This is a genomic window from Lentzea albidocapillata (assembly GCF_000719115.1).
Taxonomy (GTDB): domain Bacteria; phylum Actinomycetota; class Actinomycetes; order Mycobacteriales; family Pseudonocardiaceae; genus Lentzea; species Lentzea albidocapillata.
On the sequence record NZ_JOEA01000007.1, the window covers coordinates 159,688 to 184,360 of the forward strand.

20 protein-coding genes and 1 riboswitch are annotated in these 24,673 nt (G+C 68.1%); of the genes, 7 read left to right on the forward strand and 13 right to left on the reverse strand.

Features of this window, described 5'->3' with window-relative positions; all coding sequences use genetic code 11:
* Nucleotides 1-265 precede the first annotated feature (265 nt).
* The 6 genes from IG04_RS0111730 to IG04_RS0111755 form a co-directional block, all read right to left on the reverse strand.
* Complete coding sequence (locus tag IG04_RS0111730) at nt 266-1,084, reverse strand: ATP-grasp domain-containing protein (RefSeq protein ID WP_030476624.1); 819 nt, start codon at nt 1,082-1,084, stop codon at nt 266-268.
* 633 nt (nt 1,085-1,717) lie between these two features.
* Nucleotides 1,718-5,455: an ABC transporter ATP-binding protein gene (locus IG04_RS0111735; protein WP_030476625.1), complete on the reverse strand. Its 3,738-nt coding sequence runs from the start codon at nt 5,453-5,455 to the stop codon at nt 1,718-1,720.
* 26 nt (nt 5,456-5,481) lie between these two features.
* Nucleotides 5,482-6,357, reverse strand: coding sequence for a hypothetical protein (locus IG04_RS0111740; protein WP_030476626.1), 876 nt, complete (start codon nt 6,355-6,357; stop codon nt 5,482-5,484).
* Entirely contained in the window at nt 6,357-7,310 is a 954-nt protein-coding gene (locus tag IG04_RS0111745; protein WP_084400959.1) for an ABC transporter ATP-binding protein, read from the reverse strand. Before IG04_RS0111745 ends, IG04_RS0111740 begins: the two co-directional genes overlap by 1 nt.
* A 22-nt stretch (nt 7,311-7,332) precedes the next feature.
* Complete coding sequence (locus tag IG04_RS0111750; protein WP_030476628.1) at nt 7,333-7,770, reverse strand: hypothetical protein; 438 nt, start codon at nt 7,768-7,770, stop codon at nt 7,333-7,335.
* On the reverse strand, nt 7,770-7,952 hold the full coding sequence (locus IG04_RS0111755; RefSeq protein ID WP_045312139.1) for a hypothetical protein: 183 nt from the start codon (nt 7,950-7,952) through the stop codon (nt 7,770-7,772). Before IG04_RS0111755 ends, IG04_RS0111750 begins: the two co-directional genes overlap by 1 nt.
* A 358-nt stretch (nt 7,953-8,310) precedes the next feature.
* Here IG04_RS0111755 and IG04_RS0111760 point away from each other — a divergent pair, with 358 nt between their 5' ends.
* Together IG04_RS0111760 and IG04_RS0111765 are read left to right on the forward strand one after the other, a co-directional pair.
* Nucleotides 8,311-9,759, forward strand: a complete 1,449-nt coding sequence (locus IG04_RS0111760) for an MFS transporter (RefSeq protein ID WP_030476630.1) — start codon at nt 8,311-8,313, stop codon at nt 9,757-9,759.
* A gap of 9 nt (nt 9,760-9,768) precedes the next feature.
* Nucleotides 9,769-10,449 (forward strand): TetR/AcrR family transcriptional regulator, encoded by a 681-nt coding sequence (locus IG04_RS0111765; RefSeq protein WP_084400919.1) that lies wholly within the window; start codon nt 9,769-9,771, stop codon nt 10,447-10,449.
* A gap of 55 nt (nt 10,450-10,504) precedes the next feature.
* Here IG04_RS0111765 and ald read toward each other — a convergent pair whose 3' ends face one another.
* Entirely contained in the window at nt 10,505-11,617 is a 1,113-nt protein-coding gene (gene ald, locus IG04_RS0111770; protein ID WP_030476632.1) for an alanine dehydrogenase, read from the reverse strand.
* A 225-nt stretch (nt 11,618-11,842) separates the two neighbouring features.
* A riboswitch (glycine riboswitch) is annotated at nt 11,843-11,935 on the forward strand.
* Nucleotides 11,936-11,998: 63 nt separating this feature from the next.
* On the opposite strand from ald, the gene gcvH reads away from it, so the two are divergent.
* A complete protein-coding gene (gene gcvH / locus IG04_RS0111775) occupies nt 11,999-12,382 on the forward strand; it encodes a glycine cleavage system protein GcvH (protein WP_030476633.1) in 384 nt (127 codons plus the stop codon).
* A gap of 28 nt (nt 12,383-12,410) precedes the next feature.
* Complete coding sequence (locus tag IG04_RS0111780) at nt 12,411-13,775, forward strand: L-serine ammonia-lyase (protein WP_030476634.1); 1,365 nt, start codon at nt 12,411-12,413, stop codon at nt 13,773-13,775.
* Here IG04_RS0111780 and IG04_RS0111785 read toward each other — a convergent pair whose 3' ends face one another.
* The 3 genes from IG04_RS0111785 to IG04_RS0111795 all read right to left on the reverse strand — a co-directional run bounded on the left by IG04_RS0111785 (nt 13,776) and on the right by IG04_RS0111795 (nt 16,938).
* Nucleotides 13,776-14,132: a winged helix-turn-helix transcriptional regulator gene (locus IG04_RS0111785; RefSeq protein ID WP_051769602.1), complete on the reverse strand. Its 357-nt coding sequence runs from the start codon at nt 14,130-14,132 to the stop codon at nt 13,776-13,778.
* A gap of 76 nt (nt 14,133-14,208) precedes the next feature.
* On the reverse strand, nt 14,209-15,798 hold the full coding sequence (locus IG04_RS0111790; RefSeq protein WP_030476636.1) for a TROVE domain-containing protein: 1,590 nt from the start codon (nt 15,796-15,798) through the stop codon (nt 14,209-14,211).
* Between the two features lie 489 nt (nt 15,799-16,287).
* Nucleotides 16,288-16,938: a TVP38/TMEM64 family protein gene (locus tag IG04_RS0111795; RefSeq protein WP_159460429.1), complete on the reverse strand. Its 651-nt coding sequence runs from the start codon at nt 16,936-16,938 to the stop codon at nt 16,288-16,290.
* A 70-nt stretch (nt 16,939-17,008) separates the two neighbouring features.
* Between IG04_RS0111795 and IG04_RS0111800 the strand changes: the two genes are divergently transcribed.
* A complete protein-coding gene (locus tag IG04_RS0111800; protein ID WP_030476638.1) occupies nt 17,009-17,413 on the forward strand; it encodes a hypothetical protein in 405 nt (134 codons plus the stop codon).
* A gap of 14 nt (nt 17,414-17,427) precedes the next feature.
* Here the strand turns inward: IG04_RS0111800 and IG04_RS0111805 are convergent, their stop codons facing one another.
* Nucleotides 17,428-19,305 (reverse strand): ABC1 kinase family protein, encoded by a 1,878-nt coding sequence (locus IG04_RS0111805; RefSeq protein WP_030476639.1) that lies wholly within the window; start codon nt 19,303-19,305, stop codon nt 17,428-17,430.
* Between the two features lie 252 nt (nt 19,306-19,557).
* On the opposite strand from IG04_RS0111805, the gene IG04_RS0111810 reads away from it, so the two are divergent.
* The gene (locus tag IG04_RS0111810; RefSeq protein ID WP_245815930.1) at nt 19,558-21,681 is read left to right on the forward strand and encodes a glycosyl hydrolase family 95 catalytic domain-containing protein; all 2,124 of its coding nucleotides are present in this window, start codon (nt 19,558-19,560) and stop codon (nt 21,679-21,681) included.
* Between the two features lie 56 nt (nt 21,682-21,737).
* Here the strand turns inward: IG04_RS0111810 and IG04_RS0111815 are convergent, their stop codons facing one another.
* Both IG04_RS0111815 and IG04_RS0111820 read right to left on the reverse strand, forming a co-directional pair.
* Entirely contained in the window at nt 21,738-22,133 is a 396-nt protein-coding gene (locus IG04_RS0111815; RefSeq protein WP_030476641.1) for an SSI family serine proteinase inhibitor, read from the reverse strand.
* An 87-nt stretch (nt 22,134-22,220) separates the two neighbouring features.
* Nucleotides 22,221-23,090 (reverse strand): SGNH/GDSL hydrolase family protein, encoded by an 870-nt coding sequence (locus IG04_RS0111820; RefSeq protein WP_036014395.1) that lies wholly within the window; start codon nt 23,088-23,090, stop codon nt 22,221-22,223.
* Between the two features lie 87 nt (nt 23,091-23,177).
* Between IG04_RS0111820 and IG04_RS0111825 the strand changes: the two genes are divergently transcribed.
* Nucleotides 23,178-24,455: an MFS transporter gene (locus tag IG04_RS0111825; protein WP_063758251.1), complete on the forward strand. Its 1,278-nt coding sequence runs from the start codon at nt 23,178-23,180 to the stop codon at nt 24,453-24,455.
* Nucleotides 24,456-24,673: the final 218 nt, after the last annotated feature.

The window sequence follows — 24,673 nt, forward strand, 5'->3', positions numbered from 1 at the left end:
TTGACTCATGCGGTAGTCAGGTTAGTCCCCCTGGCCCGGGCCTTCACACGCTGGAGGCACATGGCAAGGAGTGCTCTGTCACAGGATCGATCAGGACGGGCCTGTCGTCACCCGCAATTGAGCAGTTCTTGATGTGCGTCTCACATCGTCGCCTCACTTTCGAGCAATGCTCACGTGGCCGTCGGACGGGCATACGCACCGGGAGTGGTGATCAGTTCACGATAGGTACAACGCGGTCGCCCTGCGGATTGATCTTGCATCTCGTTCACGCCAGTGAATGCCTGATCGAGGCCGTGAACGCTCTGGTGAAGGCGGTTCTGGTCTCGTCCGTCGTCCGGTCCAGCGACAGGTACGGGTTCAGGTCCTCCAACTCGACCAGGAGCAGGTCACCGGCCTGGGTCCGGCAGGCGTCGACCCGCTGCACGCCGTGGCCGAGCGCGTTCCAGTCGATGAACCTCTGCGCGAACTCCAGGTCTTCCTTGCCGGGCGCGTACCGCGTGAGTTCCCAGCGCTTGGCCGGGTCCGGCGCGTGCAGGGCGTATTGGAAGTCGTGGTCCACGAAGTAGAACGACACCTCGTACCGGAAATCGATCTTGGGCTGGATGAGCAGGTCACCGGCTTTGTTCGCTATTTCGTCGCGGACGACGAACTCGAGGCCGTGCGAGTCGGCGCCCGTCTTGGGTTTCACGACGTAGGTGCCGGTCCGCGGAAGGCGGTTCAGGGCACTGGCGTCGCCGACCGTGGGGATGACCGGGTAGCCCTGCTCGGTCAGGTCGATCAGGTACTGCTTGCCGGTCATGTCGGCCTTGCCGGTCAGCGGGTTGTAGACGCGCTGGTTCGTCGCCTTCGCCTGCTCGCGGAAGTGGTGGTAGGCGGGGAGGTAGTCGATCACCGGCCCGCTGTTGCGAACCACCACCGTGTCGAAGTTCGCCATCACGGCCGCGGCGTCTTCCGGATGGCAGATGGCCAGGTCGAAGTGCTGTCTGAGGTGGGAGGTCAGGTAGATGTCCTCGTCGCAGTAGCGGCGGCCTTTGGCTGGGTAGGCCAGGTTGGAGACGTAGAGGATTGAGGGGCGGGAGGGCATCGTTCGTGCTCCTTGACCTTGGTGGTCTGGGGAGATGGTTTCTACGGGATTGGGTGGGGTGGGGACGAGGGTTCGTGGTGGGGGCCACGGGGTTGGGATTGCGGGTTGGCTTTCTGTGGCTCGCCCATGGGCACCGAGCGGGTCGGTTTGTCTGGGCTTGCCACATGGGCACCAACGGGTCGGCTTGCGTTGGCTTGTCGCGTTCCAGCGGGGTGGTCACCTGCCGTGCGGGCGGTCACCTTGCGAGGGTGGTCTCTCAGGCAGTACCGGGTCGGTGCCGGTCATCGCCGCTTCGCGTCGATAGCGATTGGGGCTTGACCTTGAGCCTCTGGCGGGATGCTTGACGGCCGGAAAAGGGCCGGGCTGAAAGCGCCCGGCCGTGCCCATGAGGGGAGCATCCCGCCCACTCAAGGTAAAGCCCCAATCGCCGAGTGCGTGGCTCACCACCGCTTGACCAGGGCGTAGAGGTTCACACGCCTCGGCTTCGCCATTGCCGTTGGCGGCAGGGCGGCTCGGCTTCGCCGTTGCCCGTTGGTGCGGAGGGACGCCTCGGCTCCGCCGTTGCGTTGGCAGGGGGCAGGACAGGACCGGACAGGGCTTGGCGTTGCCGTTGTGCCTTGCGCTTGGGGGTGGTTACGCGGCTTCTGGAGTGTCGCCGTGGCGCCATAGGCGGGCGTAGGTGCCGTTGGACTTCATGAGGTCGGCGTGGGTGCCCTGTTCGATTATTCGGCCGTTGGCCAGGACGACTATTCGGTCGGCCCTTGCTGCGGTGGCCAGGCGGTGGGCCACTACGAAGGTGGTTCTGGCGCCTGCGAGGTGGTCGCTGGCGCGCAGCACTGCGGACTCGGTGGCCGGGTCCAGGGCTGCTGTTGCCTCGTCGAGGAGTAAGAGGTCTGGGTTGACCAGTTCTGCTCTCGCCAGCGCTACGAGTTGGCGTTGGCCTGCGGAGAGGTGGTTGCCTCGTTCGCCCACCGGTTGGTGGAAGCCGTTCTGGAGGGTGGCGACCATCGGGAGGGCGCCTACGGCTTCTGTTGCCTGTTGGATTTCTTGTTCTGTGGCTGTGGGGCGGCCGTAGGCGACGTTGGTGGCCAGGTCGCCGCCGAAGAGGTGGGCTTCCTGGGGGACTACGCCCAGGCGTTGGCGGTAGGCGGAGAGGTCGTAGGTGCGGACGTCGACGCCGTCGATCAGGACCGTGCCCTTGGTGGCGTCGTAGAAGCGGGCTATGAGTTTGACGAGGGTCGATTTGCCTGCGCCTGTTTCGCCTACGAGGGCGATGGTTTCGCCTGGGCTCACGTGGAGCGTGACGTTGTCCAGGGCCGGGGTTTCCGCCCCTGCGTAGGTGAAGGAGACGTTGCGGAGTTCCACCTCGCCCTGCAGGCGGGGTGGGACCTCGATCGGGCTTGATGACGGTTCGACTGTGCTCGGGGTGCGGAGGAGGTCGCCGATCCTGCGGAGGCCCACCCTGGCCTGCTGGTAGCCGTCGAAGACGCCGGAGAGTTGCTGGATCGGGCTGAAGAACAGGCCCAGGTAGAGGAGGAAGGCGAGCAGGACGCCCGGGGTCATGGTGCCTGCCGCTACTCGGTGGGCGCCTACGGCCAGGACGACTGCCTGGGCCACGCCGGAGAGCATTGCCACGAACGGGAAGTAGGTGGCGATGTAGCGCTGGGCTCGCAGGCGGGTGCGGCGGTAGGCGTCGCTGCGTTCGGCGAAGGCTTCTGCTGAGCGGCGTTCTCTTGTGTAGGCCTGGGAGACGCGGAGGCCCGAGACGTTCTCCTGGAGGTCGGCGTTCACCGCGCTGACTCGTTCGCGGGCTTCCGCGTAGGCGGTGGAGGAGAGGCGTTGGAAGAGCACCGTGGCGGCGGCCAGGAGCGGGAGCACCGAGAGGGCGATCAGGGCCAGTGAGGCGTCGGTGACGACCAGGGCCGCGGTGATGCCCACCACGGTGATCAGGCTGATCACGGCGGTGACGAGGCCGGTCTGCAGGAACGTCGAGAGGGCGTCGACGTCCGTCGTCATCCTCGTCATGATGCGGCCGGCCATCTCGCGCTCGTAGTAGTCGAGGCCGAGGCGTTGCAGGTGGGCGTAGCTGCGGACGCGGAGCAGGTAGAGCAGGCGTTCGCCCAGGCGGGCGGCGAAGACCGTGCTGCCCGCCGTGGTCAGCCAGCCGACCACGACCAGGCCGATGCCCAGGACCACGGCCTGCCACAGCGCCGACTCGGCGCCGCCCACGACGCCGCCGTCGATGCCGAGGCGCACGAGCGAGGGCATGCCCATGCCGACCAGTGCGTCCAGCACCACCAGCGCCGTCACGCCGCCCAGGGCCCAGCGGACCGGGCGCAGGAGGCGGGCGAGGCGGAAGGCCGGGTCCGGAGCGCGCGGGTCTTCGCCGTGCAGGACCGGGACTTCGGTGGCCGGTGGCAGCGAACGGACCTGGGCAAGCAACTCGGGAGTGGGTGGGCCGCCTGCCAGCGCCGCCATGCCGCCGCCTGTGCCACCTCCGCCACCGCCACGCCGGCCAGGCGCGGCGGGCGTCGAGGTCTTCGCTTCGGCGATCAGGCGCTCGTCGAGGTCCTCTTGCGACAGCTTCGGCCACAGTTCGCCGGCCGTGGCCGGCGCGGCGGACTCGATCGCCTCGCCCGGCCCCGCCAGCAGGTCGCGGTAGAGGGCGCAGCGCGCGGTCAGTTCGGCGTGCGTGCCGATGTCGATCACGCGGCCCGCGTCCAGGACGGCGATCCGGTCGGCCAGCGACAGCGTCGAACGCCGGTGTGCCACCAGAAGAGTCGTGCGGTTGGCCGTGACCGAGGCGAGCGTCGCGTGGATCGCGGCCTCCGTCGCGTTGTCCACCGCGGACGTCGCGTCGTCCAGCACGAGGATGCGCGGGTCGGAGAGCAGGGCGCGGGCCAGGGCGACGCGCTGGCGCTGGCCGCCGGACAGGGTGAGGCCGCGTTCGCCGACCACCGTGTCGTAGCCGAGCGGCAGGGCCTCGATGAAGTCGTGGGCCTCGGCGGCCTTCGCGGCGCGCTCGACCTCCTCGCGCGAGGCGTCGGGGCTGCCGTACGCGATGTTCGAGAACACCGTGTCGGAGAAGAGGAAAGCCTCCTCGAACACCACGCCCACCGCGCCACGCAACGACTCCAGCTTCAGTGTGCGCACGTCCGCGCCGCCGACCCGGACCGAGCCGCTGTGCACGTCGTAGAAACGCGGCAGCAGCAACGACACCGTCGACTTGCCCGAACCCGCGGTGCCCACCAGCGCCAGCGTTTCGCCCGGCTCGACCGAGATCGAGAAGTCCTTCAGAACTGGCTCACTGCGGGCATAACCGAAGGACACGCCGGAGAACGAGACGCCGAGCGGACCCGAAGGCACCTCGTCGGGGCCGTCCGTCACGTCCGGCTGCGAGTCGATCAGTTCGTAGACCCGCTCCACACCGGCCCTCGCCAGCTGGGCGGACACCATCAGGCTCGACAGCAGCCGCGTCGGGCCGACGAGGTTCGCCACGTACGTCGTGAAGGCCAGGAACGTGCCCAGCGTGACCTGGCCGTGCAACGCCAGCCAGCCGCCCAGGCCCAGCACCGCGACCTGGCCGAGCAACGGCAGCGCCGTCACGGTCGCGAGCGGCTTCGACGACAGCCGGGCAGCGCGCATCCGTTCCGCGAACAGGAACTTGGCGTGCTTCTCCAGCCGGGCGACCTCACGCGCCTCCTGGCCGAAGCCCTTCACGACGCGGACACCGGTGACGGTCTCCTCGACGTGCTGCGCCAGATCCGCTGCCCGCTGCTGAGCCGACCACGTGGCGGGGAACAGCGTCAGCCGGGTGCGCCCGGCCAGCCACGCCACCAGCGGCAGCACGATCACCGCGATGATCGTCAGCGGGATCGACAGGTAGATCATCGCCGCCAGCGCGGCCAGTGCGAACACCACCGTGCCCACGGCCAGCGGCGCCATCATCAGCAGCGACTGCACCAGCTGCAGGTCGGTGATCGAGCGCGACACGATCTGCCCGGTCCGCAGCTCGTCCTGCTTCGCGCCGTCGAGCCGCTGCACCGCCGAGAACACGCCGAGCCGCAGGTCGTGCTGCACGCCCAGCGCCAGCCGCCCGCCCAGGTAGCGCCGCAGGAACGCCGACCCGAACGTCAGCACCTCGAGCACGATCAACGCCACCATCAACGGCCACAACCGATCGGTGCGGCCGCCCGTCGAGTCGTCGATCGCAGTCTTGAGCAGCAACGGCCCCGCCGCCTGCAGACCCACGCCGACGACCGCGGCGAGGACCGACAGCACCACCAGTCGGGGGTGCTGCCAGCACGCTGCGGTCAGTCGGCGGATCCAGCCCTTCGTCACGGGACTCACAGTACGTTCGGGGTCCGACATAAAATTGTGACGTCAGAAACCGCAGGTCAGGTGATGTCCTTCTGGGTCATCCGGGCCCAGCCGCCACCGAACGCGGCGGCGACCCAGGCGAAGAAGATCAGCCCGGACAGCCACCACGCCTGCGCGCCACCCGCTCCCGCGAGGACCCGCAGCCAGTAGACGCCGTCCTCCGGCACGACCCCCGCGTCGGCGAGGAACAGGTCGACCGCGACCGAACCGGTCAGCCCGTCCACCGACCCGTTCGGCAGGAACCCGACGGCCGTCTCCGGCACGCCCGCGAGCCGGAGCCCGAACTGCAGCGCGTTCTCGATCACCAGGAAGTACATGATCAGCAGCACGACCACGCCGGCGGAGTTCGGGATCAGTGCGCCGAGGCCGACGCCGAACATCGTCATGAGGATCGAGGACAGCACGCACACCAGGGCGAGCATCGCCCAGCCACCCGCGTCGGGCATCTGGCCGGAGTTGCTGGTGAGGACGATGCCGAGCGCGGTGAACCCGATGATCGCGAGGCCGTAGATCGCGCCCCAGAGCGCGTAGACCATCATCTTGGCCGCCATGGCGTGCACGCGCGACGGCGCAGTGAGGAACGTCGTCGTGATGGTGCGCGTGCCGACCTCATTGGCGATCGCCAGCGCACCGAAGATCAACGGGAACATCGTGGCGAGGTTGATCGTCCGCCCGATGCCGAGCAGGGAGAACTTCCACTGGTCCGGCGTCACCCCGAGCGCGTCGGAGAGCTGCTCCGCCTCGGACGACGAGAAGACCTCGACGAACGTCTGGCCGGCCAGGCCGGACAGCAGGCCCCCGCCCAGCGCGATCAGCACGGTCGGGATGAGCAGAGCCCACCACAGCGTGGTCGTCGTGGTCTTGCGGAGCTCCGCCTGTACGAGGTCGCCCATCAGGCCCAACCACCCTGCTGCTGCTGGTACGGAGCCGGCGCGTGTCCGGCGAACTGGCCGCTGGTGAGCCGGAAGAAGATCTGTTCCAGATCGGCCTGCTCCTCCTGGATGCCGTAGACCGACACGCCCGCGCGCAACGCGGTGTCCGCGACCTGCTTGGCGTCCACTCCGGACACGGCGAGACGTCCGTCCGGCAGCTGTTCGAGCGCCTGGACACCGGCTTCCCGCAACGCCGTCGCGAGGGCGCCGACGTCCGACGGTTGCACGAAGACGCGGCGTTGTTGCTGCTGGCGAAGGTGCTCCAGCGGCCCGTAGTACATCGTCTGCCCGCGCGAGACGATCACGACCTGGTCGACGGTCTGCTCCACCTCGGCCAGCAGGTGGCTCGAGATCAGCACGGTGCGGCCCATGCGCGCGAACGACTGCAGGAAGTTCCGCAGCCACGCGATGCCTTCGGGGTCCAGCCCGTTCGCCGGTTCGTCGAGGACCAGCACCTGCGGATCGCCGAGCAACGCGGTGGCGACCGCCATCCGCTGCTTCATGCCCAGCGAGAACCCGCCGACGTTCCGGCCTGCGGCGGTGCTCAGACCGACCAGGCCGAGGACCTGGTCCGCCTGAGCGTCCGGCACACCGATCGCCGACGCGTACACGCGCAGGTGGTTGCGCGCCGTCCTGTTCGGATGGAACCCCTGCGCCTCCAGCACCGCGCCCACCACGCGGCCGGGCCGGCCGAGTTGGTGGAACGGCCGTCCGTTGATCGTCGCCGTACCGCTCGTCGGCTTCACCAGTCCCAGCAGCATTCGCAGGGTCGTCGTCTTGCCCGCGCCGTTCGGGCCGAGGAAGCCCGTCACGCTGCCGGGTGACACGGTGAAGCTCAGGTTCTGCACCGCGGTCACCGAACCGAACTGCTTGGTCAGGTTCTGGACCGCGATGAGGCCGCTGCCGTCATGCATGCGGCCCATCCTGCCTGAAACGTCAGTCCGGCAAGGCGTGCTTGGGACGAGACACGACGGGCGCGCGGTGCACCACCGGCGGTCCGGCCACCAGGACCGGCAGTTCGGTGGTCATCTCGGCCGGTGTCTCCTCCGGCAGTTCGATCACACCTGATCGAGTGAAAGGGTTGCGCAACGGCCGCCGCCGGTCGCGGTGGGGCAGCCCCTCGCCGATCAGGTGCTGGTGCGCCATGTTCCAGATCTGGCACGGCCATCGGCGGCGGCGCAGCCAGCCGGGACAGGCCCTGCACCGGCCGTCCTCGTCGGGCTGGTGCACCGTCAGCAACAGCCGCCAGCCGTCCGCGAGGCGGTGGATCTCCGCGCGGGCCAACGGAACCAGTGCTTCGGCTTCTCCGTGCTCCGCGACTTTGTCCAGCAGTGCCAGGCGTTGCAGCACCGCGTCGCGCAGGGTCTCGTCCATCACATCTTCGCCGTGGCCTGGTCGAGCAAAGAGCCCAGTCGACGCGTCTGAGTGGCGGACATCACAGCGGTCTCGCCCGGTGGCGTGACCAGCAGGACCCGGTCGTTCTCCACCAGAACGGTCATCGATCTGTCCCGCCCGAACGGGTCGTGGCAGTGGATCCATCCCTGTGGTTCAGCCATGGAATCTCCCTTCGAGGGACACCCGACTCCGTCTTCATCGGCCGAACCCGCTGCTCGCCGCACCGCGATCTCGGTATTTCACTCGTTTGCTGGATGGGTCGGACACGGGCAGTGGTCCACTCGGGGAAACTTTCGGGTCGCGTTTCGGTGGGGGTGCTGGGCGCCGCGCGCCAAAGCCCGCTATATTTGGACACGGCGGCCCCGCTCCCAGTGACCCCCAGGCTGGTTGAGCGCGGCCGCCCCTTTATTTTCTCTCTCCCCTCTCCTCCCTCTCCACTTTCTTCTCGCAGTGAAAATCTCTTGCGTTCTCTCGCCTCGTACGCTGTAAGTTGCTCGTACACCGTAAGGGGGGAGAACGATGACTTCGACGACCGAGAAGGCCGTGGTGCACCCGCACCCTCAACGCTGGGCCGTGCTCGGCGTGCTCTGCCTGTCCGTGATGGTCGTGGTGCTGGACAACACCGTCCTGAACGTGGCGATCCCGTCGATCTCGACGGGCTTGGACGCGAGCACCGCGGACATCCAGTGGATGATCAACGCCTACTCGCTGGCACTGGCGGGCCTGCTGCTCACGACCGGTTCGCTCAGCGACAGGTTCGGCCGCAAGCGCGCCCTCCTGACCGGCCTGGTGCTGTTCGGCACGGGCAGCGCGGTCGCGGCGTACGCGAGCTCGTCCGAGGCGCTGATCGCGGCCCGCGGGTTCATGGGCATCGGCGCCGCGGTGCTGATGCCGGGCACGCTGGCCGTGCTGATGCAGTTGTTCGACGACCGGGAACGCCCGAAGGCCATCGGCATCTGGGCCGCCGTCACGAGTCTCGGCTTCGCGGCGGGGCCGGTGATCGGTGGCGCGCTGATCAAGCACTTCTGGTGGGGCTCGGTGTTCCTGATCAACGTGCCGGTGGCGGTCCTCGCGATCGCGGCCGTCGCGATGCTGGTGCCGGAGTCCAAGGACCCGACGGTGCGCAAGCCGGACGTGCTCGGCTCGGTGCTGTCGGTCATCGGCATGGTGTCGATCGTGTACGCGGTGATCGAGGTGCCGGAGCACGGGTTCGGCTCGTCGGAGTTCGGCGTGCCGGTCGCGATCGGGCTGGCGGCCATGACGGGATTCGCGTTGTGGGAACGGCACACCGACGATCCGATGCTAGATCTCGGGTTCTTCCGGAACCGCCGTTTCACCGGCGCGGTGGCGTCGGGAGTGCTGGCGGCGTTCGGCATGGCGGGCTCGCTCTTCCTGCTGACGCAACACCTTCAGGGCGTGCTCGGCTACAGCCCGTTGGAAGCGGGTCTCCGGGTGGCGCCGATGGCGATCGCGTTGCTCGTCACCAGCAATACGTTGGGACAGCTCGTGATGAAGCTCGGCGCGGGCCGGGCGATGCTGCTCGGCATGACGATCGTCGCGGGCGGCGTGGCACTGCTGTCCATCGGCACCACCTACCCGCCGACGCTGGCCGGGCTGATCCTCATCGGCGTGGGTGTCGGTGTCTCCCAACCGGTTGCGGTCAACGCGCTGATGGGCTCGATCCCACCGGAACGCGCCGGAATCGCGTCCGGGCTGTCGGGCACGCTGACGGAACTGGGCTCCTCGTTCGGCATCGCGGTGCTCGGTGCGTTGCTGTCGGCGCGGTTCGTGGCGTCGCTGCCGGACGGCGTTCCGGGGCGGTCGCTGAGCGAGGCCTTGCACAGCGGCGCGGACGTCACGGTCGTACGTGAGGCGTTCTCGAACGGCATGAGCGTCAGCCTGATCATCGGCGCCGTGGCCGTGTTCCTGGGAGGTGTTGTGGCGAGCGTCCTGCTGCGGCGTGCATAGGATCGGTCCGTGGAGAGCGTGTGGTTCAGCAAGCCCAGGCCCGGCGGCGGTCAGCCCCTCGGCCTGAGCCGGGAGGCGATCGTCCGCAAGGCGATGGAGATGCTGGACGCGCACGGCAGGCAGAAGCTCTCCATGCGCAAGCTCGCGGCGGAACTGGGCGCGGCCCCCATGTCGCTGTACTGGCACGTGCCGACGAAGGACGCGCTGATCGAACTCTGCCTCGACGAGATCTACGGCGAGTTCCCCCTGCCGGACCCCGACGCGGACTGGGAGAGCGCGGTGCGCGGGATGATGCACGCGTTGCGTCATCTCGCGCTCAAGCACCCGTGGTGGGTGCGCGGCATCGGCGAGTTCAACAGCATCGGCCCGAAGGCGGTGGCGATGTCCGACTCGATGTTCGAACCCCTGCTGCGGGCTGGCCTGTCGCTGGGCGCGGCGGCGCAGTCGATCTCCACGGTGTCGAGCTTCGTCGTCGGGTACTCGATCGCCGAGGTCAACTTCATCGCCCGCGGCGGAATGGACTCGCCGCCGCCGGACGTGGCGAAGATCGCCGACATGTACCGGGAGAAGCACCCGAACTACGTCAGGATGCTCGACGTGCAGGAGATCTGGACGTTGGAGGGGCAGTTCGAGTTCGGACTGGACTGCGTGATCGACGGCATCAAGGCGCGCGTCGCCGCCCTCAGATAGGCGAAACCCCCGCAGCGATTCACGCGTGCGGGGGCCTCAATCATTCAGTTGGCTTTCAGACGACGGTCTCCAGCGGCGTGTGCACGAGGCCGGTCGCCTCGGCCACCGGGCCGTAGGTCAGCTGGCCTGCGTGGACGTTCAGGCCCAGGGCGAGCGAACGGTCGTCCTTGAGCGCCTTCTCCCAGCCCTTGCCTGCCAGCGCGACGGCGTACGGCAGCGTCACGTTGGTCAGCGCGTAGGTCGAGGTGCGCGGGACGGCGCCCGGCATGTTCGCGACGCAGTAGAACACCGAGTTGTGGACCTCGTAGGTCGGCTCGGCGTGCGTGGTCGCGCGGGAGTCCTCGAAGCAGCCGCCCTGGTCGATGGCGATGTCGACGAGCACCGAACCGGGCTTCATGTCGGCGACCAGCGCGTTCGACACGAGCTTCGGAGCCGCGGCACCGGGCACCAGCACGGCGCCGATGACCAGGTCGGCCTCACGGACGGCCTGCTCGATCGCGAACGAGTTCGAGGCGAGCGTGCGCAGACGGCCCTGGAACTGGGCGTCGATCTGGCGCAGGCGGTCGACGTTGGTGTCGAGGATCTGCACGTCCGCGCCCATGCCGACGGCGATGGTGGCCGCGTTGATGCCGGCCACGCCGCCGCCGATCACGACCACGCGGGCCGGGGCGACACCGGGAACGCCGCCGGGCAGCACGCCGCGGCCGCCGGAGGGCTTCATCAGCGAGAACGCGCCGACCTGCGGGGCCAGCCGGCCCGCGACCTCGGACATCGGGGCGAGCAGCGGCAGCGAGCGGTTCGGCAGCTGCACGGTCTCGTAGGCGATGGCCGTGGTGCCGGACGCCAGTAGCGCCTCGGTCAGCGGCTTGTCGGCGGCGAGGTGCAGGTACGTGAAGAGGGTCTGGCCGGCGCGGAGACGGGGGTACTCCTCGGCGATCGGCTCCTTGACCTTGAGAACCAGGTCACCTTCCGCCCACACGTCGTCGGCGGTCGGGAGGATCTTGGCGCCCGCGGCGAGGTACTCCTCGTCGGTGATCGCGGAACCGAGACCGGCGCCCTGCTCGACGTAGACGTCGTGCCCGCGGCTGGTCAGTTCGTGCGCACCGGCAGGCGTGAGAGCGACGCGGTACTCGTGGTTCTTGATCTCGCGAGGAACTGCGATCCGCACGATTACTCCTCCGTTCGGTGGCCGACATCTCACAATGTGGGGCAGTCGCAAGGTCATGTCACTGTGACGGTCGCACTATCTGATACCCGCCTGGTTGTTCACCTGGAACAAAGCGACCTGAGCCCCGTTCGCGTTCCGCTCGACCGTCCCGCGTTGACACTCGGCGGGGGCCACACATAGCGTTCGACCCGGACAACTGAACACCGGCCGCGGCGCGCCAGCGCCAGAACCCGCGTGGGAGAGACCTCGACGAACTGGTCGAGGCGCCGAAGGGGCAAGCTCCCGCACACTCTCAGGCAGCAAGACCACCCGGGGTAGGCAACTCTGCACGGCGGAGGGGGCGCAAGTTTCCTGACCCGTCACAGCCAGAGGAGTCGCGCCGTGGAGTTCCCCGAGAACCTGCTCTACACCGTCGAGCACGAGTGGGTCGACTGGACGCCGGGCACCCAGGACCCGCTGACCTGCGGAATCACCGAGTACGCGGCTGATGCGCTCGGCGACATCGTCTACATCCAGCTGCCTGAGGTCGGTGCCAAGGTCGTCACCAACGAGGTCTGCGGCGAACTGGAGTCCACCAAGTCCGTGAGCGACCTGTTCTCGCCCGTCACCGGTGAGGTGATCGAGGTCAACAGCGCCGTCGTGGACGACCCGGCCGTGGTGAACAGCGACCCGTACGGCGCCGGCTGGCTGTTCAGGGTCCGGGTGGACTCGGCCGAGAACCTGCTCACGGCGGCGAAGTACGCCGAACTCACCAAGACTGACTGACCGCACCACCACCACGAAGGACTGATCAGTGGCGATCAGCGTTTTCGACCTGTTCTCCGTCGGCATCGGACCGTCCAGCTCCCACACGGTCGGACCGATGCGCGCGGCCGCGATGTTCGTCGAGAAACTCGGTGCGCGTGCGTCCGAAGTGGACCGCGTGCACGTCGAGCTGTTCGGCTCACTCGGCGCGACCGGCCATGGCCACGGCAGCCCCAAGGCCGTGTTCCTTGGCCTCGAAGGCAACCTCCCAGAAGAAGTCGATCCCGCCGCCGCGGCCGTCCGCGTCGAGGAGATCATCTCCAGCCGCCGGCTGAGGCTCGGCGGCACGCACGAGATCGACTTCGTGCACGACCGCGACCTCGTCATGCACCGCCGCAAGTCACTCCCGTTGCACCCCAACGGAATGCGCTTCGAGGCGTACGCGGACGGCAAGCCGGTCGAGCACGCCGTCTACTACTCGATCGGCGGCGGGTTCGTCGTCGACGAGAACGCCAGCGGCACCGACCGGATCAAGCCGGACTCCACGCCGTTGCCGCACCCGTTCCTGACCGGCGACCAGCTCCTCGCGCGCTGCCGCGAGACCGGCCTGTCGATCAGCGAGATCATGATGGCCAACGAGCAGTCGTGGCGCACGGAAGCCGAGATCCGCCAAGGACTTCTGCACATCTGGCACGTCATGCAGGAGTGTGTGGAACGCGGCTGCAACGAACAAGGCATCCTGCCCGGCGGCCTGAAGGTCCGCCGCCGTGCCGCCGAGATGCGCAAAAGCCTGGAGGGCGAACACTTCGTCACCGACCCGTTGCGGGTCATGGACTGGGTGACGCTCTTCGCGCTCGCGGTCAACGAGGAGAACGCGGCAGGCGGCCGTGTCGTCACCGCACCGACCAACGGCGCGGCCGGCATCGTCCCGGCGGTCCTGCACTACTACACCAAGTTCGTGCCCGGAGCGTCCGACGACGGCGTGGTGCGCTTCCTGCTCACGGCCGCCGCGATCGGCGTGCTGTTCAAGGAGAACGCGTCCATCTCCGGCGCCGAGGTCGGCTGCCAGGGCGAGGTCGGCTCGGCCTGCTCGATGGCCGCCGGCGGCCTCGCCGAGGTGCTCGGCGGCACCCCCGAACAGGTCGAGAACGCCGCCGAGATCGCCATGGAGCACAACCTCGGCCTGACCTGCGACCCGATCGGCGGCCTGGTGCAGATCCCGTGCATCGAACGCAACGCCGTCGCGTCCATCAAGGCCATCACGGCTGTGCGCATGGCTTTGCGCGGCGACGGCTCGCACTTCGTGTCGCTCGACAAGGTCATCAAGACCATGCGGGACACCGGCAAGGACATGTCGGTGAAGTACAAGGAGACAGCTCGCGGCGGACTCGCCGTGAACGTCATCGAGTGCTGATCAGGCCCTGGCGTCGTAGAGGCGCTGAGCTTCGAGCACTTCCGGCATCCGGCCCTCGAGCAGGTGGATCAGCGCCAGCAACCGCTCGGCCGTCTCGCGGCCCAGCGGCGTGAGGCTGTAGTCGACGCGCGGCGGGTTCGTGTTCTGGGCTTCCCGGAGCACGAGCCCGTCGCGCTCCAGCGCCTGCAACGTCTGGGACAGCATCTTCTCGCTGACCCCGTCGACGCGGCGGCGCAGCTCGTTGAAGCGCAGCTGCCCGTCGGCGAGCGCGGTCAGCGTCAGGCTGCCCCACCTGCCGGTGATGTGCTCCAGCGTGGGACGAGACGGGCACGCTTTCGCGAACACGTTGTAGTCCATACCGGCATCATACCTGGTCACAACGCTAACGGAAAGTAAGTGTGAGAGCTCTCCGCGTCATGAGAGCTCTCACACCTCAGAACGGCCAGGTGGCGTTCTGACCTGCTTCGAGCAAGGGCACCATACGAAAAGTTGCGTCCGTCAGGCCGCCGAACTCGTGGCGGTTCGCCTTGCCGGTGGCGTACGCGGCGTTCCGGTAGCCACCGAGGTTGAACCCGTAGATCGGCACGTGCGCGGGCACGACGTCCGAGACGCCCTGCCCGTAGTACCCGGACATCGTCTGCATGTCCGAGATGACGAACACGCGGTCGTGGCCCCGGAAGGTGCGCTTCAGCGACCCGACGATGTCGGTGCCGTGCCCGACCTCGCCGATCCGCTTGAGGAACCGGTCCACCTCGCGGATGACCGAAGCGCCCGGCTTGATGTCGTGCCGGAACGTGCTGTCCGCGAACCCGACCACGTCCACCTGCTCACCCTTCGCGCCCAGCGCGACGCCGAACACCGCCGCGGCCTTCGCCGGGGTGACCTTCGAACGCGCCGAGATCGCACCGGTCGTCATCGACGCCGAGGTGTCGACGAGGATCAGCGAGCGGCCGGGCAGGGCGGGCAGGTTCTCCAGCGACGCCTGCAGCGCCTGGTCCAGGGCGTGGCCCCAGCGCAGGCTCGGCGCCGCCTCGTAGGCGGACAGGAAGCGGAACGGGAACTGTCGCGAGCGCGCGACCTGGCCGGGGTCGGCCAGTCGTGCCGCGACGGCGGCTGCCGCCTCGTCGGACATGCCGGCCTCGTCGAAGTTCCTGAGGTTCCTCAAAAGCGCCATGTAACCCATGGACGGCGCGAGCGCCTCCCACACCTCACGAGTCAGCGGTCCCTGCAGCCAGCCGGCCACGGACTCCCACGTCATCCCCGCCCGGCGCAGCACGTCGACCGCGTCGGGGCGCTCGAACAACGCGCGGCGCTGCTCGACCGGCCACGCCATCAGCTCCCGCCGTGCCGCGATCACCCGCAGGTCGGCGGGCACGTCGGCGTCGGCGGAACGGCGGCGGTCCAGCACGTGCTGGAAGAGCGCGCCCTGCCACGGTGCGGCGGGCGAGGGGTGAGCGAGGTTCAGCACGTCGGCCATCCGGAAACCGCGGGCGTCGCTGTCCCACTTGAGGACCGCACGCTCGTTGTAGAGGCGCTGGACGGCGTCGGAGATGCCGCGCTTGATCGGCTTCGGCACGCGCCGGCCGTTCTGGCTCGTCCAGTAGGCGAGGAGTTCGCCCGGCTCGTCGGCGCGCTGCAGCACGGATGCCACGACGGCGCGGTTGGTGACGCCGGCGTCGGACTCGGCCACGAGCCGCGCGAGCACGAACTCGGCCGCGCCGACGAGCGACGCCGTGCGCATGTTGGCCTCGTTGCGCAGCCACTGGAGCAGGCGCGCGGTCCACTCGGGATCCGACAGAGCGGCCTGGTGCACGAGCTGGGCGAAGCGGTTGTCGCGCTGGGCGCCGGACTCGTAGAAGGTGTCCTCGCCGCCCATGTTCGACACGGCAAGCAAGAAAAGTTCGGACTTCGTGTCGCGCACGAAGCCGTCGCCGCCCTCGTAGGTGACGCTGGCCGGAACCGGCGCGGTCGTGACGGGGCTGGTAGCCGCCGGACGCGCGCGGAAGATGTTGAACTTCGCCATTGGCTCTTCCCCCTCGAAGAAAACAAAGGGAGCCCACAAACCCCACACGTGTCCGAGATCAAGGTCGCGGAAGGTACGTAGCTGCTCTGCCAGTTGAGCTACAGCCGGTTTCCCGGCTGGCGGGACTCGAACCCGCAACCCGCCCATTAACAGTGGAAGTAACCCTCTGCTTCGCACCGGACACGTGTGAAGTTGTGTGCTCCCGAGATCAAAATCGCCAACGGTGTGTTTGCGTTTTCAAGACGAAGTAACCGTTGGCTTCGCACCGGGTGCGATTTCTATGCAACCACACCTGGCCAGCGATTTTAGTTCCGGCAGATGTGGAGTTTTGGACGCCCGAGATCAAATCGCGGAGGGTGACGTGCTCACCGGGGTGAGCAGAGACCGGCCGGAACCGGCCTCAGGAGTTGAACCTGAGTAATCACCGAAGTAACCCTTCGCTGCGCACCGGGCGCACATTCATACAACCACAGCGCGCAAAGGGTTTTCCTAGGGCGCCGTCTTCACGAGCCGGCGCAGCAGGTAGAACAGGCCGACCGTCAGCAGGAAACCGACGGCGCTGATCATCACGATCTGCTCGACGGTGTCGGCCTGCGATCCGGCGAACACGTAGGCGGCGCAGATCGGGATGGTGCCGACGAGGGTGAACGACATGAAGGTCCGGAAGGACACCCTCGACACCCCGGCGGACACCGACACCGTCTCCGCCATCATCGGAATGCCGCGCGCCACCCCGAAGAACCAGGGCCCGAACTGACGGCCCCAACGCCGCATCTCGGTCAGTTCCTCGATGGTGACCACCCGGCGCACCAGCCACGGGCCCGCGAACCGGCCCAGGGCGTACCCTGCGGCAGAGGAACCCAGTGATCCGACGATTGCGAGTGCCAGCCCGAGAGGCAGGCCGAGTGCCGTTCCGGCCAGCACGATGAGCGGGGTGGACGGCACGGGCAGCAGCACGTCCACGACCAGCAGGGCGAAGATCGCCACCGCCGCCCACACAGGGTCGATGCCGCGCACCCACGTCACGACCCCGTCGAAGTCGATGAGGTCCAGTGCCTCGAACACGATCCAGCTCAGCAGCACGAAGCCGAGCACGACGGCCGGTATCCACTTCCACCGAACGCCCGTCTCATAACTCATCGGGTGATGGTCGCCCACGCCGATGCGCCGGACAATCCGCCAGTGGCGCAGGTTCCGCGAAGGGACACACATGAGTGACGATCTCGTGCCTTTTCTCGGGCACTGGGTGCTCGACCCGGCACGCTCCGCGTACACCGGTGGCACTCCGCCACGAAGTGGTCACTACGACCTGAGGCTCGAACGTGACCGGCTGGTCGTCAGCATCGAGGGCGTGCTGGGGTCCGGTGATCCCATCCGCACCGGGTACACATTGGACCTGTGGCAGGACACGCCGATGAGCGTCGGCCACGTCGACCGCGTGCGTACGGTCGTCGAGCCGCGTCGTTTCTGCACGATCGCCTACGCGGGTGCGCAAGCGGTTGCGCGCGCCTGGAGGGTGCTCGGTCACCTCAACGAGATGACGGTCGTCCAGTCCGCGCCCGACGTGTTCGGCGTGTGGCGTGACGACGTCTCGGTGTACCGCAGGCAGTTCTAGGCGCCTGGTCTGATCTAGGCGCGTGGTCTGAGCACCGCGACGACGACGCGCAGGCCCAGCAGCACGGCGATGATCAGCAGGTTGTAGCCGAGCACCTGGTGCAGCCCGACGTCCGCGGCGATCTGCGGTCCTCCGGACGAGCCGAGCAGCAACACCGCCATCACGCCCGCGGTCGCGCCCAGCGCGGTCAGCATCACCTGGTGCAGCAGGCCCGTGATGAACGACCTGTCGCGCTCGTCCGCGAACAGCCTCATCGACATGCTCAGGCGGCCCTGCTCCATCGCCCCGGTGATCCGGTCGATCCGCCGCGGCAACCGGCGCAGCATCGGCAGCACGGCCTGCAGTTCCTCGGCCATGGTCCGCTGCATCGACTCCGGTGTGAGCCGTTCGGAGATCTGCTCGGCGGCGAACGACCGCGACTCCACGACGATGTTGAAGCCGGGCGCGAGCACCGCCAGCGTGCCCTCCAGCGTCGCCAGGGCCCGGAACACCGCCGCGATCTCCGGCGGAATGCTCAGGCCGAACCGCGACACGATCAGGAACAGGTCGCCGAACATCTCCACGTCCGGCCGCATGCCCGCGCCGAGGTGGCGGGCCATGAACTGGCCGAGAGCGCGCTCCAGCCGTTGCTCGTCGATGTCCTCGGGCCGTGAGGTCAGCTCCAGCAGCGCGTCCGTGAGCCCCGCCGGGTCACTGCGGTCGATGGCCAGCAGCAGCCGTTGCAACGCCGAGCGCAGCGCGGAGTCGATCCGCCCGACCGAGCCGAAGTCGAGCAGACCGAGGCGTCCGTCGGCGAGCAGCAGCACGTTGCCGGGATGCGGATCGGCGTGGAAGACGCCGTCCAGCATCACCTGGCGCAGCACGAACCGCAGCAGGGTGCGTGCGAGCCCCACGTCCTCCGAGGCGCCGCGCAACGGCACTCCGTGGAGCCGGTCCATGACCAGGACGCGAGACGTCGACAGGTGGACGTGGGGCAGCCCGACGGACGAGTCCGACGCCGCCGCCACCGTCATGATGTTGCGGGCCTCGATCTTGAAGTCGAGCTCCTCGCGCAACGCCGCCGCGAACCCCGCCGCGAGGTCGCGGATGCCCAGCGCCGAGCCCCACCGCGTGCGTTGCAGCTTCTCGGCGAGCCGCGTGACGATGTCCAGATCGCCCTCCGCGGTCGCCCGGACGTCCGGGCGTTGCACCTTCACGACGACCTCGGCGCCGGACTTCAGCACCGCCCGGTGCACCTGGGCGATCGAGGCCGCCGCCAGGGGTTCGGGATCGACCTCCTGGAACGCGTCGAGCCCGACCTCGGCGTCGAGCACCGCCCGGACCTGGTCCCACTTCGCCGCCGGCACCTTGTCCTGGAGCAGGCTCAGTTCGTCGACGAAGTCCTGGGGCAGCAGATCGGCGCGCGTGGACAGCACCTGCCCGAGTTTCACGAACGTCACGCCGGCGTCCTGCAACGCGAGCCGCAGCGACCGCGAGAGCCCCGTGGACGTCCGCTCCCGGCCGCGCAGGTAGGGCCCCAGGCCGTGCCGGAACGCGATCGCGGTGATCCGCGAATACCGCCGGGTCCGCGCGATCCGGCGCCGCGCCATGCCCCACCACTCGGTGGGCGGCGGGATCGAGCCGGTCGGCACGATGATCTCGGCGAACGCCAGCAGCCCGATGACCACCAGGATCGCCAGCCCGAGCTGCACGGTGACCAGCGCGGCGGACGGCTCGGTGGCCGCCTCGCCGAAGATGCTCGTCGCGATCGACATCGCGAGCCCGCACGTCAGCGCGGTGCGGATCAGGCCGATGCGCAGCCCGAGAATTCGCCGCGCGGCCAGGGCCATGCCCATGACCAGCAGCAGGAACGTGATCGGGAAGCCGATCGTGTAGACGAGGAAATCCCCCATGATCGGCAGCCTAGGCGTGCCCCTTGACTCAGGTTGGCAGGTCGCGAAAGATCCGATGAATCGCCGCCAGCGTTGATCTGACCGCACAGCGAAGTGAGGTGCTCGGCAGTGGGCGAAATCAACCGGCGCACGGTACTCGGAGGCGCTCTAGCTGGGGTAGCGGGTGGCGCGCTGCTCTCGGGGAGTGCGTCCGCAGGTGATGGGTTCAGCTGGAAGGACTTCATCGGGTCATCCGATCTGATCTGGAAGAAAATGCCCGCGACCTGGTTCGAGGGCCCGTTCCTCGGCAACGGCTACCTCGGCTCAGGCATCTACGCCGAGCCAGGCGCCAACGCCGTCCGGTTCAACGTCCAGCACTCCCAGGTGCAGGACCACCGCCCGGAGTTCGGGGCGCTGTTCGGCCTCGCGCGGCTGCCCATCGGCTACTTCACGCTCGAACCCGTCGGCGCGATCACCGGTGTCGACCTGCGGCTCGACCTCTGGAACGCCGAGCTGACCGGCACGATCACCACGGCCGCGGGCAGCCTCCGGGTGCGGGCGTTCATCCACACCCGCCGCGACCTCTACGCGATCGACGTCCAGGCCAGCGAGGGCGAGAGAGCGTTCCAGTGGGTGTTCCACCCGCTGAAGGCGATCAGCCCGCGCACAGACCCGAAGTGGAACCGTCCACCGCCGGCCGGGTTCACCGACAACCCGCCCGTGCAGCGGGCCAGCGCCGGCGACGTGCAACTCGCCGTGCAGCCGCTCAACTCCGGCGGCGAGCACGTGACGGCGTGGCGCGAGGTCACCCGTGGCACTCGGCGCACGCTGTTCACGAGCGTCGCGTGGTCACATCCGGCGAAAACGGCTGTGTGCAAGGCGATCACCAACGTCCGGTGCGGCTCGATCGACGCTCTTGCGGTCGACCACCGGTTGTGGTGGCACGACTTCTACCGCAGGAGCTTCCTGTCCATTCCGGACAAACGGCTGGAGGCGTTCTACTGGATCCAGCTCTACAAGTTCGCTTCGGCAGCAAGAAAAGAGGCACCCGCGATCGCGACCTGCGGGCCGTGGCTCGAGAACACGCCGTGGCCGAACACGTGGTGGAACCTCAACGTGCAGCTGGAGTACTGGCTGATCCACGGCTCCAACCACGTCGACTTCGACGCCGTCACCTACTCCGTCGACAGGTACCGCGACGCCCTGGTCGAGCAGGTGCCCGCCGAGTACCGGCACGACTCGGCGGGCATCCCGCGCACCACCGACACCGTGCTGAACAACGGCGCGGGCATCGGCAACTCCGGTTACGGCGTGGGCGTTCCCGGCAGGGACGTGCCGACGCCCGAGGTCGGCAACCTGACCTGGACGCTGCACAACGTCTGGCTCACCTACCGGCACACGATGGACGACCGTGTCCTGCGGGGCGTGCTGTTCCCGTTGCTGCGCAGGGCCGTCAACTACTACTTCCACTTCCTGACCAAGGGACCGGACGGGAAGTGGCACCTGCCGTTCACGTTCTCGCCCGAGTACGGCGTGAACGCGCCCGACTGCACCTACGACCTCGCGTTGCTCCGGTGGGGCTGCCGGACGTTGCTGGAGGCCGCGAAGTCGTTGCGCGTCAACGATCCGCTGATCCCGAAGTGGCAGGACACGCTCGCGCACCTGACGCCGTACCCGGTGGACGCCAACGGGTACATGATCGGTGCCGGGGTGCCGTTCGCGAAGTCGCACCGGCACTACTCGCACCTGCTGCAGATCTACCCGCTGTACGAGGTCACGTGGGAGGACGCCGCCAGTCGTCAGCTCATCGAGACCTCGCTGAACCACTGGGTCAGCTTCGAAGGCGCGTTGCAGGGCTACACGTTCACGGGTGCGGCGTCGATCAGCGCGCAGATGCTGCGCGGCGACAGGGCGGACTTCTACCTCGGTGAACTGATGCGCCGGTACATCAAGCCGAACACGATGTACCAGGAGTCCGGGCCGGTCATCGAAACGCCGTTGAGCGCCGTGCAGTCGATGTACGACATGCTCTGCCAGAGCTGGGGTGGCGTGATCCGGGTGTTCCCGGCGGTGCCGTGGCCGGACATCTCGCTCGACGACTTCCGGACGCAGGGCGCGTTCCTGCTCTCCGCGTCACGGGAGAACGGCGTCACGCGGTGGATCAAGCTGCGCAGTGAGGCCGGTGCGCCTTGCGTTGTGCGCACGGACATCAAGGATCCGGTCGTGAGGGACCGCGCCGGGCGTGCGAAGCGGTTCTCGTTGCTGCCCAACGGGGATCTGCGCATCGACCTGCGGCGTGGTGAGGAGGCTGTCATCCACGGCAACGGAGACAAGCCTGATCTCAAGGTAGGCCCCGTGGCCGGCGCTCCGGCGCCGTCCTGGGGTCTGCCGGGTTAGAAACACGGCCGGTGCCCCGCCGCGACGGCGGTGCGGCGGGACACCGGCCGTGCGGTCTAGAAGTCGAAGACCTTGCCGGTGTACGCCCGCAGCACGCACGGGTTCGAGAACACCTGCTGGAAATCGATCTTCTTGGTGCGCCACTTGCCGCGCAACGTGGCCTTGGTCGGGTTCAGCTCCATCGTGCACATCGCGCCGGTCTCTTCCAGTCTGCGGAAGTCACCTTCGACGGGCATGAGCTGTTCGCACGCCTGTTCGGCGTTCTTGTGCAGTCCGCCTGCGGGTTCGCAGGTCAGCTGCGTGGTGCTGAGTGTGCCCATCTCCGGCTGCACCGACAGCACCAGGCCGGATGCGGGAAGGAGGGGCGCTGTCAGGGGTGCCGCCTGGGCCGTCGCGGGGACGAGCGGTGCGGCGAGCGCGAGACAGGCAAACAGAAGTCGGGTCCTTGCCATGCCAACACTCTGGCGCGGCAAGGACCCGGAATTCCATTCAACCGAGCGGTAACACCAGATCGTGTAAACCGCCGAAAGTGCGTGCAACTAGACGCCGGTCAGTTCCGTCCCGGCGAGCGCGGCGGCCACCTGCTTACCCACCGCTGCCATGCCATTGGCATTCGGGTGAACCGGGAACGCGAGGCTCGTCGGGATGATGCCCTCGACCCACTTGTCCCACGGTGCCGCACACGTATCGCGACCGGAGCTGATGTCGTACGGGTTCACGAACGTGGCGCCTGCGGCTTTCGCCTGGGCGCCGAGCATTCCGTTGAGCTGCTTCTGCACGTTGTCGAGGTACGGCACGTCGCCCTTCGAGATCGGCACGATCGGCCAGCACCCGCCGGACGACGGCAGGATGCGCAGGTAGCCCACGACGACGATCTTGGCCTTGGGCGAACGCTGCTTGATGCCGGCGAGCACGGCGGCCACCTTGGCGGCGGTGGCGCCGACGCGCTGGGCGAGCGAGTCGCCGTAGTTCGCCTTGCAGGGAGCGCCGTGCGGGTCGAGCACGCTCTTGCCGGCGCAGGTCAGGATGATGTCGGAGAAGCCGATGTCGTTGCCACCGATGGAGACGGTGACGAGGTCCGTGTCGGGCTTGAGGGCGGAGAACTGCGGCACGGACTGGCCGGGGATGCCGCTCTGGACACCCGCCATGTCCTTGGTCTGCGCGCCACCGCAGGAGATGTCGGTGAAGTTGGCGATGCCGAGCCTCTTCGCGAGGACGGACGGGTAGTTCTGGGTGGACTTGAAACAGCTCAGCGGGTCGAGCCGCTGCAGGGGGATGAACGGTCCCGACACGAACGAATCTCCGAGCGAGACGTAGTTCCGGTACTGCGGGGCGGCGCTGGCGTGCGGTGCCAACATTGCCGCGATCAGGGCCGTGAGCAGGGAAACGACAGTCACTCGGCGCGTCATTGCTACCTCGTTACTGAAGAGTAGGAACGTAGGACGAAGGGTGACCGGGCCATTGCGCAGTGTCAATCCCTCGACCAGGCTGGAACGATGACGGGGGTACGCAAAGTAGCGGCCGCATCCGCGGTCGGTAACACGATCGAGCTGTACGACTTCCTGCTTTACGGCACGGCATCGGCGCTCGTGTTCGACAAGATCTTCTTCCCGCAGTTCGACTCACGCGTCGGCGTGCTGCTCGCGTTCGCCACGTTCGGCGCGGGCTTCTTCGCCCGGCCGCTGGGCGGTGCGGTGATCGGTCACCTCGGCGACCGGATCGGGCGCCGCTCGATGCTCGTGGTGACCCTGTCCGCGACCGGTCTGTCGACGGCGTTGATCGGCCTGCTGCCGACGTACGCCCAGGTCGGCATCCTCGCGCCGGTGCTGCTGGTGCTGTTGCGGATCGTGCAGGGCTTCTTCATGGGCGGCGAGCAGGGCGGCGCGTCGCTGATGGCCGTCGAGCACGCGCCGCCGGGGCGCTGGGGCTGGTACGGCAGCTGGGTGTTCATCGGGTCGCCGGTCGGGCTCGTGCTGGCGAACCTCGCGATGTACGTGTCGTCGCGCGCTTCCGGGCCGGACTTCCTGAGCTGGGGCTGGCGGCTGCCGTTCCTGTTCTCGATCGTGCTGGTCGGGATCGGCCTCTACATCCGGCTGCGCGTGTCGGAGTCGCCGCAGTTCGTGCGGGCGGAGAAGTCGCGGCTGCCGATCGCCGAGGTGCTGCGTGACCGGTGGCGCGTCGTGCTGCTGGGTGCCGGTGTGAACCTCGGCTTCACGATCTTCATCTACGTGCTGAGCGTGTTCATGATCGGGTACGGGCGCACGGCGTTGAAGATCTCCGCGGACGACCTGCTGATCGCGACGGTGGTGGGGTCTTTGGCTCAGGTTGTCGCGGTGCCCGCGTTCGCGTTGCTGTCCGACCGTGTTGGGCGGTTGCCGGTGATGTTCGGTGGGGCGATCTTCCAGGCCGCGTTCGCGTTTCCGCTGTTCTGGTTGACGGATTCCGGCTGGTTCACGTTCGCGATGGTGCTTGGGTTCGTGGGGTCGGCGGCGTTGTTCGGGCCTTCGGCCGCTTACTTTGCTGAGCTCTTCCGGACTCGGGTGCGGTACAGCGGGGTGGCGTTGAGCTTCCAGCTTGGGGCGGTGTTGGGTGGTGGGCTGGCGCCGTTGGTTGCGCAGTCGTTGCTGCGTACCGGGACTTGGGCTGTTGCGCTGTATTTGATCTTGGGTGCTGTGGTGTCCGGGGTTTGTTTGTTGGTGATTGGGGCGGCGCATGAGGCTGAGCCGGTGGGTGGGGAGTCTGGTGCTTCGCCGTTGTCTCCGGCGGGGTTTTAGCGCGACTCTTGTGCTGTGGTCACCTTGCGGGCGGCCTGGTCGCCTTGCGTGCTTCCCCTGGGGGCGCTGCCCCCAGACCCCCGGCAATCTGATCAGGGGGTAGCGCCGCCTGTGGGTTGATGGCACGCCTGTTGAGTTGGGCGGCCGCCGGTTGCTTAGAGGGTTGCGTTGGCGATGGGACCCCACCGCCCGGCTCGTTCGGTAAGGACGGCTCGCCT